This window comes from Streptomyces sp. SPB162, assembly GCF_029504575.1.
Taxonomy (GTDB): Bacteria; Actinomycetota; Actinomycetes; order Streptomycetales; family Streptomycetaceae; genus Actinacidiphila.
Genome location: NZ_JAQFII010000001.1, coordinates 4946017 through 4959645 on the forward strand (window position 1 = coordinate 4946017; position 13629 = coordinate 4959645).

A 13629-nucleotide genomic window follows, 5' to 3' on the forward strand; every position below is an offset into this window, starting at 1 on the left:
CCCGTCATTGTCCGGCATCGGCGGGGAGCGCGGCCACCGGCGGTGCCGCTCCGGAGTCCTGGGGGTCGGCATCCGATCCGGTCGCCGCGTCGGCGCCCGTCCTGGGGAGCAGCGTCGCCGTCAGCAGCGCCGCCACGAGGGCGGTGACGCCGCAGACCAGCAGGACCGTCGACATGCCGTGCACGTAGGCGGCGTTCGCCGCGGTCGCGAGGCCGGGGTCGCCGAGCCTGCCGGCCACCACATGGGCGGCGACGACGGAGTCGGCCGCGGCGTGCGGCGCCCCGGCCGGCAGCCGGTCGGCGTAGGCGCCGACCAGCAGCGAACCGAGCAGCGCGATCCCGATCGCGGCGCCCACCTGCCGCACGGTGCTCAGCAGTCCGGAGCCGCTGCCCGCCCGGTCCCCGGGCAGGGCGCTGAGCGCCGCCGTCATGGCGGGGACCACCGCGAAGCCGAAGCCGAAGCCGACGACGGACAGCCACAGCGCGGTGAAGCCGTAGCCGCTGTCGACGGTGGTGCGGCTGCCGAGGAACGCCGCCAGGGCGAGCACCACCAGCCCGCCGCTGATCACCGCGCGGGCGCCGAACCGCTGGATGACGGAGGCGCTGCCCTTGGCGGCGAACATCACGCCGCCCATCATCGGCAGCAGCCGCAGGCCGGTGCCGAAGGCGTCGTTGCCGAGCACCGCCGTCAGGTAGGGCGGGAGGACGAACATCAGCCCGGAGAAGATGAACATGCCCAGGGTCGCGGCGAGGGTGTTGAGCAGGAACGGGCGGTGGCCGAGCAGCGTCATGTCCAGCATCGGCCGGGCCATCCGGCGTTCGCGCAGGACGAGGGCGGCGATCAGGACGGCGGCCCCGGCGAGCATGCCCACCACGACCGGGTCGGTCCAGCCGCGGGCGGGCGCCTCGATGATCCCGTAGATCAGTGCGCCGAGACCGGCGGCGGTGAGTGCGGTGGAGGCCGCGTCGACCTTCGGCGACGCCGGGTCACGGGTCTCGGGCAGCAGGAAGACACAGGCGATGATGCCGAGGGCGGCCATCGGGACGTTGATCAGGAAGACCGATCCCCACCAGAAGTGGTTGAGCAGGAAGCCACCGATGATCGGGCCGAGCGGCATCCCGAGCGCGGAGGCGGCGGTGACGATGCCGACGGCCTTGGCGCGCTCCTTCGGCGCGAAGAGCGACGGCAGCACGGCGAGGGCCAGCGGCATCACCAGCGCGCCGCCGATGCCCATGACCGCGCGGGCGGCGATGACCGGTTCGACGCTGGTGGCCAGTGAGCCGACGAGCGAGCCGGTGAGGAAGATCCCGAGGCCCGTCACCAGCATCCTGCGGCGGCCGAAGCGGTCGCCGAGCAGTCCCGCGGGGAGCATCAGGGCGGCGAAGACGACGACGTAGGCGTCCGCCATCCACTGCTGCTCGCCGGTGGTGGCGCCGAGCTGGCCGGCCATCGTCGGGAGCGCCACGTTCAGGATCGTCATGTCGAAGCCGAGCACGAGCATGCTCGCGACCATGGCGCCGAGCGCCCACCAGCGCCGGGGGTCGAGCTGTGCGGTCATGACACTCCTCCGTCAAACTTTAAGAGCTGCTATCAAATGATAGTAGCTCGCAAAAGATGGAGCCTGTCAATATGTAGTTGTGCAGGGAGTGCGGGTTATGGATTACGGGTTGCGGCGTGCGGAGTACGCGGAAGCGCCCGCGACCGGATCGGTCGCGGGCGCCTGGGCTGAGTCTGGGGCGGGCCGTTGGGTGGTGCCTTGAGCGGGGCATGAGCCGGAGTCCAGGGCCCCGCGGCGGTCACGCGTGCTGGTAGGCCACCAGCGAGATCCCGACGTAGTGGGCGGCGAAGGCCGCCAGCGTCAGGGAGTGGAAGACCTCGTGGAAGCCGAACCACTGGGGCGACGGATTGGGCCGCTTGAGGGCGTAGATGACGCCGCCCGCGCTGTAGAGGAGCCCGCCGACGACCACCAGGATCAGCACGGCGATGCCGCCGGTGCGCAGGAAGTCCGGCAGGTAGAAGACGGCCGCCCAGCCGAGCGCGATGTAGCAGGGGGTGTAGAGCCAGCGCGGGGCGCCGACCCAGAAGACCCGGAACGCGATGCCGGCCAGTGCGCCGGCCCAGACGAACCACAGCAGCGGGGTCGCCTTGTTCGACGGGAGCAGCAGGATCGCGAGGGGCGTGTAGCTGCCGGCGATGATCAGGAAGATGTTGGAGTGGTCGAGGCGGCGCAGGATCGCCTCGCCTCGCGGGCCCCAGGTTCCACGGTGGTACAGGCCGCTCACACCGAACAGCGCGCAGGCCGTCACGGTGAAGACGCCGCAGGCGATGCGTCCCCGGGTGCTCTCCGCGAAAGCGGTCAGCACCACTCCCGCGATGAGCACCGCCGGGAACATACCGGCGTGGATCCATCCCCTGAGCAGAGGCTTCAACAGGGCGGGCGGGTCGACCTCTTCTACGGCTTGGGACACAGCGGAAGTCTCCTCGACGGGGTCCATAGCGTCAATCCTACCTACGGCACCGTAGGTTACGGCACCGTAGCTTTGGTGGGTGGAAGTGGCGATGCTCACCCTTCGCGCCCTGGACAGATCGGGTTTTCTCCCCTGACACTCATATGAGTGAGGTCGGCACCGGATGAGCGGCCACGTGGTGTCCGGGTCGCAGCCCCCAAGGGGCCGAGGTAGTTCCACCATGCGGACTGCAGGACTAGAGTCCGCAAAACCCTCAAATCTGACGCCGAATCTGTGCAAATTCGGCGGGACGGAGCGATCGTGGCGCGCGAAATTGCGGCTCCCACCAATCACAAGGACCTGATCGCCTGGGTCGGCGAGATCGCCGAAATCACCCAGCCGGACGAGATCGTGTGGTGCGACGGCTCGGAGGCCGAGTACCAGCGCCTCTGTGACGACCTCGTGGCGAACGGCACCTTCAAGCAGCTCGACCCCAACAAGCGCCCGAACTCCTACTACGCCGCCTCCGACCCCACCGACGTGGCCCGCGTCGAGGACCGTACGTTCATCTGCTCCGAGCGCGAGCAGGACGCCGGCCCCACCAACCGCTGGAAAGCCCCCGCGGAGATGCACGAGATCTTCTCGGGCGACCAGGGCCTGTTCCGCGGCTCCATGCGCGGCCGCACCATGTACGTCGTCCCGTTCTGCATGGGCCCGGTCGGCTCCCCGCTCTCCGCCAACGGCGTCGAGATCACCGACTCCGCGTACGTCGCCGTCGCCATGCGCACCATGACCCGCATGGGCAAGGCCGTCCTGGACGACCTCGGCGACGACGGCTTCTTCGTCAAGGCCGTGCACTCCGTCGGCGCGCCGCTGGCCGAGGGCCAGGCCGACGTGCCGTGGCCGTGCAGCACCACCAAGTACATCTCGCACTTCCCCGAGACCCGCGAGATCTGGTCCTACGGCTCCGGCTACGGCGGCAACGCCCTGCTGGGCAAGAAGTGCTACGCGCTGCGCATCGCCTCCGTCATGGCCCGCGACGAGGGCTGGCTCGCCGAGCACATGCTGATCCTCAAGCTGACCCCGCCGACCGGCGAGGCCAAGTACATCGCGGCCGCGTTCCCCTCCGCCTGCGGCAAGACCAACCTCGCGATGCTGCAGCCGACCATCCCCGGCTGGACCGTCGAGACCGTCGGCGACGACATCGCCTGGATGCGCTTCGGCGAGGACGGCCAGCTGTACGCGATCAACCCCGAGGCCGGCTTCTTCGGCGTCGCGCCCGGCACCGGCGACGACACCAACGCCAACGCCATGAAGACCATGTACGCCAACACGGTCTTCACCAACGTCGCCCTGACCGACGACGGCGACGTCTGGTGGGAGGGCATGACGGAGGAGCCGCCGGCCCACCTCATCGACTGGAAGGGCAACGACTGGACGCCGGAGTCCGGCACCCCGGCCGCGCACCCCAACGCCCGCTTCGCGGTTCCGGCCTCGCAGTGCCCGACCATCGCGCCCGAGTGGGAGGACCCCAAGGGCGTGCCGATCTCCGCGATCCTCTTCGGCGGCCGCCGCGCCAGCGCGGTGCCGCTGGTCACGGAGTCCTTCGACTGGCAGCACGGCGTCTTCATCGGCTCCAACATCGCCTCGGAGAAGACCGCCGCCGCCGAGGGCAAGGTCGGCGAGCTGCGCCGCGACCCGTTCGCCATGCTGCCGTTCTGCGGCTACAACATGGGCGACTACTTCGGCCACTGGATCAAGATCGGCCAGCAGGCCGACGCCGCCAAGCTGCCGAAGATCTACTACGTCAACTGGTTCCGCAAGGACGCCGGCGGCCGCTTCGTGTGGCCGGGCTTCGGCGAGAACAGCCGGGTCCTGAAGTGGATCGTCGAGCGCCTCAACGGTGAGGGCCAGGGCGTCGAGACGCCCATCGGCATCCTCCCGGCCGCCGGCGCCCTCGACACCGAGGGGCTCGACATCTCGCAGGAGGACCTGGACCTGCTGCTCTCCGTCGACCTCGAGGTCTGGCGCGACGAGGCCGGCCTGATCCCCGCCCACCTGGAGACCTTCGGCGAGCACACCCCGAAGGAACTGTGGGACGAGTACCGCGCGCTGGTCGCCCGCCTCGGCTGACGACCCGCCTCCGGCGCGGTTCCCCCCTCACGGGTGCCCCCGCCGGGCTCGGAGACACGAACTCGGGCAGACCACCCGCATGTGCGATGCGGGTGGCCTGCCCGGTGGCGCGGCCCGACCGCACGGCAGACACCCCGACCAAGACCGTCTGCCGGACGGACCGGTGCCAACCCTCACCCCGAGGGCCCGGTCACGACTCGCGTCGTGACCGGGCCCTCGGGTGTTTCCGGCGGGGCAGGCGGGATGCCGACCGGGGCCGGCGGCCGCCGCCGGCACGACCGCCCGCCGCCGGCGTCACGGCTGGCTGTAACCGTCCAGGAAGCGCGCGATGCGCGCGACCGCCTCCGTCAGGTCGTCGGCGTACGGCAGCGTCACGATGCGGAAGTGGTCCGGCTCGTGCCAGTTGAAGCCGGTGCCGTGCACGACCATGATCTTCTCCGCGCGCAGCAGGTCGAGGACCATCTGCCGGTCGTCCTTGATCTTGTAGACGCTCGGATCCAGCCGGGGGAACAGGTAGAGCGCGCCCTTCGGCTTGACGCAGGTGACGCCGGGGATCTGGGTGAGCGCGTCATAGGCGGCGTCGCGCTGCGCCAGCAGCCGGCCGCCCGGCAGGATGAGGCTGTTGATCGACTGGTGGCCGCCGAGCGCGGTGGCGATCGCGTGCTGCGCGGGCATATTGGCGCACAGCCGCATGTTGGCCAGGATCGTCAGACCCTCGATGTAGCTGGAGGCGTGCGCCTTGGGCCCGCACACCGCCATCCAGCCGCTGCGGTACCCCGCCACCCGGTACGCCTTGGACAACCCGTTGAACGTCAGGGTCAGCAGGTCCGGGGCGATGGCCGCGGTCGGGGTGTGGGTGGCGCCGTCGTAAAGGATCTTGTCGTAGATCTCGTCGGAGCAGACGATCAGCTTGTGGCGGCGCGCGATGTCCGTGAGGCCGCGCAGCATCTCGTCGTCGTAGACGGCGCCCGTCGGGTTGTTCGGGTTGATGATGACGATGGCCTTGGTGCGGTCGGTGACCTTGCGCTCGATGTCCGCGAGGTCCGGCATCCAGTCGGCCTGCTCGTCGCAGCGGTAGTGCACCGCGGTACCGCCGGCCAGCGAGACCGACGCCGTCCACAGCGGGTAGTCGGGCGCGGGGACCAGCACCTCGTCACCGTCGTCGAGCAGTGCCTGCATCGACATCTGGATGAGCTCGGAGACGCCGTTGCCGAGGTAGACGTCGTCGACCTCCAGCGGGATGCCCTTGGTCTGGTAGTGCTGCATCACCGCCCGGCGCGCCGAGAGGAGGCCCTTCGCGTCGCCGTACCCATGCGCGCTGCCCAGGGTGCGCAGCATGTCCTCGAGGATCTCGGGCGGGCACTCGAAACCGAAGGGCGCCGGATTGCCGGTGTTGAGCTTGAGGATGCGGTGGCCCGCCGCCTCGAGCCGCATCGCCTCTTCGAGGACCGGGCCCCGGATCTCGTAACAGACATTCGCGAGCTTCGTGGACTGGATCACCTGCTGCATGCCCGTCACCTTACGGGCGCGTACGGCTGCCCGCCCGGTGTTTTTCGCCACGTCGGGACGGGCGGGAGCCCCGCTGCCACCCTGGCCCGGTAGCGTCGCCCCACTTGTCTCGCCCCGCACCACTGCTGTACTCCCACCTCAGCGACGAGCGTCTTTGCCCCCGGACGCGATCTGCTGGCCGCGGGACGGGTCGCCGAACAACGGGCGGGGCTGCTCGTCGCGTCCCGGGGCTCCACACCGTTCACCCTGGCGGTCGACGCCGGCCGGGGGATGGGCAGGAGCAGCCGGCTGCGGCCGGTCGACGCCCGGCTGGGCGAAGCGCCCGGCGTGCAGACCGTCTGGCCGGGGTCCACCAGCTCAGCCGCGAACGGGCCGGGCGCTCCCGCTGACAGCGCCCGTCTCCCGCCGTACCGACCGGCCCGCCAGGACGTCCGTCCGCCGCCCGTCCTCGATCACGAAGCGGCCGTCGATGAGGACGTGCGGGATGCCGGTCGGCAGGGCGCGGGGGGCGGCGAAGGTGGAGCCGGCTGCCACGGTTGCCGGGTCGAAGAGGACCAGGTCCGCCCGGTAGCCCTCGCGGACCAGGCCGCGGTCGGGCAGCCGCAGCCGGGCGGCCGGGCGGGAGGTGAGGTGCGCGACACACTCCTCCAGGGAGAGGACACCCAGCTCGCGCACGTACTTGCCCAGGTATTCGGGGAAGGTCCCGTAAGCGCGCGGGTGCGGCTTGTAGCCCGTCAGGATGCCGTCGCTGCCGCCGGTGTGGACGCGGTGCCGCATGATCGCCCGGACGTTCTCCTCGTGGCCGACGTGCTGCAGGATCGTCGTCCCCAGCCGGTCGGCGATCAGCAGCCGCCGGGCAGTGACGAACGGCTCCTCGCCGCGCTCGGCCGCGCTGCGCGCGACGGTCCTGCCGACGCAGCCCGCGAGCCCCGGGTCGCTCACCCCGGAGACCTCGATCGTCGCCCAGTCCATCGGCACGCCGTGGCAGCCGTCAGCCCCCTCGACCTCCATCACGTGGCGGATCCGCTCCGCCGTCACGTCGTCCCGCAGCCGCGCGAGCGTCGCCTCCGGGCCGCCTTCCGTCGCCCAGCTCGGCAGCATCGCCGCGAGCGTCGTACAGCCGGGGAGGTAGGGGTACGTGTCGAGCGAGATGTCGGAGCCCGCGTCCAGGGCGCGGTCCAGCAGCGCCAGCAGCTCCGGGGCCCTGCCCTTGTTCACCCCGAAGTTCATGGTCGCGTGCGCCAGGTGCAGGGCGCAGCCGGCGTCCCGGGTCAGCGCCACCATCTCCTCGTACGCCTGCAGCGCGCCGGCCCCGTAGGAGCGGTGGTGCGGGCAGTAGTAGCCGTCGTACGCCGCCACCACCCGGCACAGCTCGGTGAGTTCGGCGTCCGACGCGTACATCCCCGGCGTGTACGTCAGCCCGGAGGACAGCCCGACCGCGCCCTGTTCCAGCCCCTCCGCCACCAGCCGCTTCATCGTGGCGACCTCGGCCGCCGTGGCCGGGCGGTCCTCCCAGCCCAGCGTCAGCATCCGTACGGTGCCCTGCGGGACGAGGTAGGCGGCGTTCACCGCGATGCCCCGGTCGAGCCGGTCCAGGTACTCGCCGACGCTGCGCCAGTCGAAGTCGATGTCCGAGCCGTCGCCGTTCCACCCGGTGATCTGCGCGCGGACCTCGGCGAGGGTGCGGTCGTCGACGGGCGCGTACGACAACCCGTCCTGCCCCAGCACCTCCAGCGTCACGCCCTGGGCCGCCTTCGCGGAGTGGTCGGGGTCCCGCAGCAGGGCCAGATCGCTGTGCGCGTGCATGTCGATGAAGCCGGGGGCGAGCGCCAGACCGCCCGCGTCGACGACGCGGGTCCCGGTCAGCCGACCGCCCCCGGAGCGCGCCTCGTCCTCGCGCCGGATCTCGGTGATCCGGCCCCCGCCGATGCCGACGTCGGCCGGGTAGGCGGCCTCGCCGCTCCCGTCGATGACGCTCACGTCGCGGAACACGAGATCCATTGCCGGTGCCTTTCCTCTGCTCGGACGGGTGACGTGACGAGTGCTTTGGCCGGAAGGTTCACCGGTTCGCGACGCCCGGCACGGCACTTCGCCGCGTTGTCGAAGTCGTCCGAGTACGCCCCGTACGAGGACGATCCTCCGCCGTGCGACGCACCACGCCGGACGCCGCGAACCAGGCGAACCCTTCCGGCCAGAGCACTAGAAGAACGTGCGGATGTAGTCCGTGACCGTGCCGTTCCCCTCGACCATGGGCAGCAGCTTCCACTTGTCGAAGGCCGTGCAGGGGTGGGAGAGGCCGAGGCCGACCCATTCGCCGATCTCCAGACCGGCGCCGGGGGCGATGGCGACGAAGGCGTGCTGGTCGGACAGGGCCGTCACCGTCAGCCCGGTGGCCGGGCGCAGCGCGCCGTCCGTGCCGCGGACGACCTGGGGTTCCGGCAGCCCGAGGTCGAAGGACGCGTCGCGCTTGCCCGCGTTGAGGAAGGCGAGGGCTGCCTCCGGCTTCGAGACGACCTGGGCCCACAGCCGGAACGCGGGCCGCAGGGCGCCTTCCTCGGGGATGCGGTCGTGGAACGGGGTGATCTCGCGGTAGTGGCCGTCGTCATGGGTGATGTACGCGCCCGAGCGCAGCAGCTTGAGCAGCGGCTTCGAGAAGCTCCCCGCCTCCACCGGCTGGAAGACCTCGGCGACCGCGTCGAACCACCCGCTGCCGCCCGCGCTGAGGATGATCTCGTCGGCGTCCGCGAAGCGTCCGGCGGCGTCGAAGTCCCGGGTGAGGGCGACGAGCCGGTTCAGCCAGCCGCGGACGGTCTCCGGGGTCTTGACGGGGATCTCGCCCTCGTACCCGGCGACTCCGACGAGCCGCAGGTGGCGGGCGGCGCCGACGGCGTCGGCGACCTCGGCGGCCGCCGCGGCACCGCGGACGCCGGTCCGGCCGCCCTCCTCGCCCAGCTCCACGACGACGTCGACGGGCCGGGCACCATCGGCGGCCGCGAGCGCCGCGTCCATCAGTTCCACGCCGCGTACGGAGTCGACGTAGCAGGCGAAGCGGAAGTCCGGGTCGGCGGCGAGTTCGGCGGCGAGCCAGCGCAGCGCGGCGGCGTCGACCAACTCATTGGCGAGGAAGATCCGTTGGACGCCGAAGGCGCGGTACACCCGGACCTGGGTGGGGACGGCGGCCGTGATGCCCCAGGCGCCGTAGGCGATCTGGCGGGCGAAGAGCTGCGGCGCCATGGACGTCTTGCCGTGCGGGGCGAAGGCGAGGCCGTACTTCTCGGAGTAGCTCTCCATCAGCGCGAGATTGTGCTCCAGGGACTCGGCGGACAGCGTGAGCACCGGAGTGGTGAAGCCGCCGTCGAAGAGTGAGCGCCGCTCGGCCGCCAGCTCGCCGAGGGTCAGCTCCGCGGCGTCCGGCGGCAGGCCCTTGAAGCGGTGGCCGACCTGCTCCTCGTGCAGCCGCTCGGTCGTCTTCGCGACGTCCATGGAACCTCCTGGAGAATCTCTGCGCGGACCTTTGTGTTGCAACATATGCAACGTCCATTGCATGTCTTGCTTTGAGCTGTCTAACATCCCGGCAAGCACCGGGTCAACGGTGTGTGAAGCGCCGGCCATGGCCCGCAGGGGCCGGACCCCCATGAGGAGCGAGAGCGACCGTGACCGCAGTCCCGAGCGGCCCGCAGTTCGATGTGGCGTGCCTTGGCGAGTCCATGGTCACCTTCGTGCCCTCGCAGCCCGGCAGCCTCGCCGACGTACCCGCCTTCCACCGTGGGATCGGCGGCGCCGAGTCGAACGTCGCCTGCGCGCTGGCCCGCTCCGGTCACAGTGCCCGCTGGATCAGCCGGGTCGGCGGCGACGGCTTCGGCGACCACCTGATCCGCGCCGTCGCCGCGACCGGTGTCGACGTCACCGCCGTCCAGCGCGACGCCGACCGCCCCACCGGCATCTACTTCAAGGAGCAACTGGCGGACCGCACCGCCGTGCTCTACTACCGCGCCGGCTCCGCGGCCGCCGCCATGTCCCCGGAGACCGTGCACCGCCGCGACGCCTGGTCCGGCCGCATCCTGCACCTGTCCGGCATCACCGCCGCGCTGTCGCCCGAGTGCCGCGCCCTGATGCGCTCCCTGGTCGCGCGCGAACCGGGCCGGCCCCTCGTCTCCTACGACGTGAACTTCCGCCCGGCCCTGTGGCGCACCGGCGACGACCCCTGGTTGCTCGCGGAACTCGCCCGCGGCTGCGACATCGTCTTCGTCGGCGAGGACGAGGCGCAGGACGCCTGGGGGCTGGCCGACGCGGCCGCCATCCGCACCGCGCTCCCCGAGCCCACCGTCCTCGTCGTCAAGCAGGGCAGCGCGGGCGCCACCGCGTTCACGGGCGACACCGCGACCTTCGTCCCCGCGCTCGGTGTCGACGTCGTCGAGCCGGTCGGCGCGGGCGACGCGTTCGCCGCCGGGTTCCTCTCCGCCACCCTGCGCGGACTGCCCCTCGCCGACCGGCTCCGCCACGGGCACGTCATGGCCGCCGCCGCCCTCACCGTCCCCGGCGACCTCGGCACGCCACCCGCCCGCGCCCACGCCGACGCCCTTGTCGCCCTCGGCGACGAAGCGTGGGGGACACTGCGCCTGGGCCCCGGATGGACGGACCGGGCCGGTGGGACGGAACCGGCCGCACGGACGGACCGGACCGGTGGGACGGGACCGGCCCGACAGACGGCTCGGGCCGGACGGACGGAGAAGGACAGATGAGCCAAACAGTCGACCGCGCGCTGCGCATCCTGCCGCTGCTCGCGGAGGGACCCGCCAACCTCGAACAGGTGGCCACCCGCCTCGACGTCCACAAGTCCACGGCACTCCGGCTGCTGCGCACTTTGCACGAACACGGCATGGTCTACCGCCAGGAGGACCAGCGCTACCGGCTCGGCGCCCGGCTCTTCGCCCTCGCCCAGCAGGCCATGGAGACGCTGGACGTGCGGGAGATCGCCCACCCGCATCTCCTCGCGCTCAACGAGAAGATCGGCCACACCGTCCACCTCGCGGTCTACGAGGAGGGCGAGGTCGTCTACATCGACAAGGTCGAGAGCCGGTACCCGGTACGGATGTACTCGCGGATCGGCAAGCCCGTCGCGATCACCGTGGCCGCCGTCGCCAAGTTGCTCCTGTCCGACCTCCCCGAAGCCGAGCGCCGCTCCATCGCCGAGCGCCTCGAATACCCCAAGTACACGGCCAGGTCGACACCCGACGCGGCCGCCTTCCTCACCGAGCTGCTGCGCGTGCGCGACCAGGGCTGGGCCACCGACCTCGGCGGCCACGAGGAATCCATCAACTGCGTCGGCGCCCCCATCAGGGGCGCGGACGGCAGGATCGCCGCGGCGATGTCCGTCTCCGCGCCGAACGTCGTCGTCACTGCCGACGAACTGCTCAAACTGCGCCCGCTGATCCTCCGTACCGCGGAGGCCATCAGCCGGGAGTACTCAGGCAACACCGTTTCGAAGGACACCCCATGAGCGACACGAACGCCACCAAGACCGCCATCACCCCGGCGACCCACACCACCCCGCCCGCCAAGTTCTCGCACGGCGTGCGCAAGGGCAACCTCCTCCAGGTCGCCGGCCAGGTCGGCTTCCTGCCGGGGGTGGACGGCCAGGCCCCCACCCCCGCGGGACCGACCCTCCGCGAACAGACCCTCCAGACGTTCGCGAACGTCCAGGCGATCCTCGAAGAGGGCGGCTCCTCCTGGGAGGACGTCATCATGACGCGCGTCTACCTCACGGACACCGCGCACTTCGCCGAGTTCAACACGATCTACAACGAGTACTTCGCCGGCCTGAAGGAAGCCCCGTCGGCCCGCACCACCGTCTACGTCGGCCTCCCCGCCGGCCTGCTGATCGAGATCGACGCGCTGGCCGTCCTCGGCTGATCCGCTTCCCCTTGCAGCACCGCACCACCGACCCCCAGCCGCCGCACGGCACGGCGCCCACACCACGGGCGCCATGCCGCGGTCCCCCCTGCCCGCACACCGAATACGGAGTCCCCACGTGTTCTCACCGCTCACCACCCTCGCCGCGGACCCACCACCACCGGTACCGCACACCGGCGGCCTGCTCCTGTTGATCCACGGCACGGCCGGACTGCTGACCGTCGCCGCCCTCGGCATCGGCCTCCTGCTCCTGCTCATCATCAAGGCGCGCGTCCAGCCGTTCGTCGCGCTGCTCGGCGTCTCCATCGCCGTCGGCCTCGCCGCGGGCCTGTCCGTCACCGAACTCTTCGGCACGGTGCAGAAGTCCAGCGCCACGTCACTCATCGAGACCGGCATGGGCGGCACCCTCGGCCACATCGCGATCATCATCGCGCTGGGCACGATGCTCGGCGCGATCCTGGAGATATCCGGCGGCGCCGAAGCCCTCTCCGGCCGCCTGCTCAGCGCCTTCGGTGAGAAGCGCGCCCCGATCGCGATGGGCCTGACCGGCCTCATCTTCGGTATACCGGTCTTCTTCGACGTCGGCATCTTCGTCCTCGCGCCGATCGTCTACGCCGCGGCCAAGCGCAACGGCAAGTCGATGGTCCTCTACGCGATGCCGCTGCTCGCGGGCCTCTCCATGACCCACGCGTTCCTGCCCCCGCACCCGGGCCCGGTCGCCGCCGCCGGACTGCTGCACGTCCAGCTCGGCTGGGTCATCCTGATGGGCGCCGCCGTCGGCATCCCGTCCGTCATCGCCGCCTGGGTCTACGCGGCCTGGATCGGGCAGCGCATCTTCGTCCCGGTTCCGCAGGACATGGTCGACGCCGCCGACGAGGCGAAGGCGGCCGTCGCCGCCGAGCAGCAGGCCGCGGGCGTCACCCCCGTCGAGACCCCCGTCTCGCTCGGCACGGTCCTCGCCATCATCGGCACCCCGCTGTTCCTCATCCTGTGCGCGACGTTCTCCTCCATCGCCCTGGACCCGAGCACCGGCCGATCGGTGATCGAGTTCTTCGGCCACCCCTTCGTGGCCCTGATGATCGCCCTCTTCCTCGCCTACTACCTGCTCGGCATCCGCCGCGGCTGGTCCCGCAAGTCCCTCGAAACCGTCTCGACGGCCTCGCTCAAGCCGGTCGGCAACATCCTGCTGGTGGTCGGCGCGGGCGGGGTCTTCGGCGCCGTCCTCAAGGGCAGCGGGGTCGCTCAGGCGCTCGCCGACGCCTTCGACAGCGCGGGCCTGCCGATCATCGTTCTGGCCTGGCTGATCTCGGTGGTCCTGCGAGTCGCCCAGGGCTCCGCGACCGTCGCCATCGTCACCACGGCCGGAATCGTCGCCCCCATGCTCTCCGCGGGCGACTTCTCCCAGGCCCACCTGGCCCTGGTCATCATGGCGATCTCCGCGGGCTCCATCTTCGCCTCACACGTCAACGACGGCGGGTTCTGGATGGTCTCCAAGTACTTCGGCATCTCCGAACGCGACACCCTCAAGTCCTGGACGGTCCTGGAATCCGTCCTCTCGGTGTCGGGCTTCGCGGTGGCCGCGGCCCTCAGCCTTGTTATCTAGGGGGAGGGGGAGGGGGATGGCCCG

At 71.1% G+C, this 13629-nt stretch carries 10 protein-coding genes; 5 read left to right on the forward strand and 5 right to left on the reverse strand.

Translation table 11 applies throughout. The features are described 5' to 3' along the window. Positions 1–4: 4 nt before the first annotated feature. Complete coding sequence (locus M2266_RS22725; RefSeq protein WP_277439837.1) at positions 5–1558, reverse strand: DHA2 family efflux MFS transporter permease subunit; 1554 nt, start codon at positions 1556–1558, stop codon at positions 5–7. 238 nt (positions 1559–1796) lie between these two features. Further along, positions 1797–2495 carry a hemolysin III family protein gene (locus M2266_RS22730; RefSeq protein ID WP_277439838.1) on the reverse strand — a complete coding sequence of 233 codons (699 nt, stop codon included), beginning with the start codon at positions 2493–2495 and terminating at the stop codon, positions 1797–1799. A gap of 273 nt (positions 2496–2768) precedes the next feature. On the opposite strand from M2266_RS22730, the gene M2266_RS22735 reads away from it, so the two are divergent. Beyond that, on the forward strand, positions 2769–4580 hold the full coding sequence (locus M2266_RS22735; protein ID WP_277439839.1) for a phosphoenolpyruvate carboxykinase (GTP): 1812 nt from the start codon (positions 2769–2771) through the stop codon (positions 4578–4580). Between the two features lie 294 nt (positions 4581–4874). On the opposite strand, the gene M2266_RS22740 is transcribed toward M2266_RS22735, so the two are convergent. The 3 genes from M2266_RS22740 to M2266_RS22750 all read right to left on the reverse strand — a co-directional run bounded on the left by M2266_RS22740 (position 4875) and on the right by M2266_RS22750 (position 9572). Next, the gene (locus tag M2266_RS22740) at positions 4875–6089 is read right to left on the reverse strand and encodes a pyridoxal phosphate-dependent aminotransferase (RefSeq protein ID WP_277439840.1); all 1215 of its coding nucleotides are present in this window, start codon (positions 6087–6089) and stop codon (positions 4875–4877) included. Positions 6090–6446: 357 nt separating this feature from the next. Continuing rightward, on the reverse strand, positions 6447–8090 hold the full coding sequence (locus tag M2266_RS22745) for a D-aminoacylase (RefSeq protein ID WP_277439841.1): 1644 nt from the start codon (positions 8088–8090) through the stop codon (positions 6447–6449). 198 nt (positions 8091–8288) lie between these two features. Continuing rightward, positions 8289–9572 carry an alanine racemase gene (locus M2266_RS22750; protein ID WP_277439842.1) on the reverse strand — a complete coding sequence of 428 codons (1284 nt, stop codon included), beginning with the start codon at positions 9570–9572 and terminating at the stop codon, positions 8289–8291. 170 nt (positions 9573–9742) lie between these two features. Between M2266_RS22750 and M2266_RS22755 the strand changes: the two genes are divergently transcribed. The 4 genes from M2266_RS22755 (at position 9743) to M2266_RS22770 (ending at position 13605) form a co-directional block, all read left to right on the forward strand. Further along, a complete protein-coding gene (locus M2266_RS22755; protein WP_277439843.1) occupies positions 9743–10831 on the forward strand; it encodes a sugar kinase in 1089 nt (362 codons plus the stop codon). Next, complete coding sequence (locus M2266_RS22760; protein ID WP_277439844.1) at positions 10828–11589, forward strand: IclR family transcriptional regulator; 762 nt, start codon at positions 10828–10830, stop codon at positions 11587–11589. Before M2266_RS22755 ends, M2266_RS22760 begins: the two co-directional genes overlap by 4 nt. Further along, positions 11586–12002, forward strand: coding sequence for a RidA family protein (locus M2266_RS22765; RefSeq protein WP_277439845.1), 417 nt, complete (start codon positions 11586–11588; stop codon positions 12000–12002). The genes M2266_RS22760 and M2266_RS22765 overlap by 4 nt, the downstream gene beginning before the upstream one ends. A gap of 118 nt (positions 12003–12120) precedes the next feature. Continuing rightward, entirely contained in the window at positions 12121–13605 is a 1485-nt protein-coding gene (locus M2266_RS22770) for a gluconate:H+ symporter (protein ID WP_277439846.1), read from the forward strand. Positions 13606–13629 lie beyond the last annotated feature (24 nt).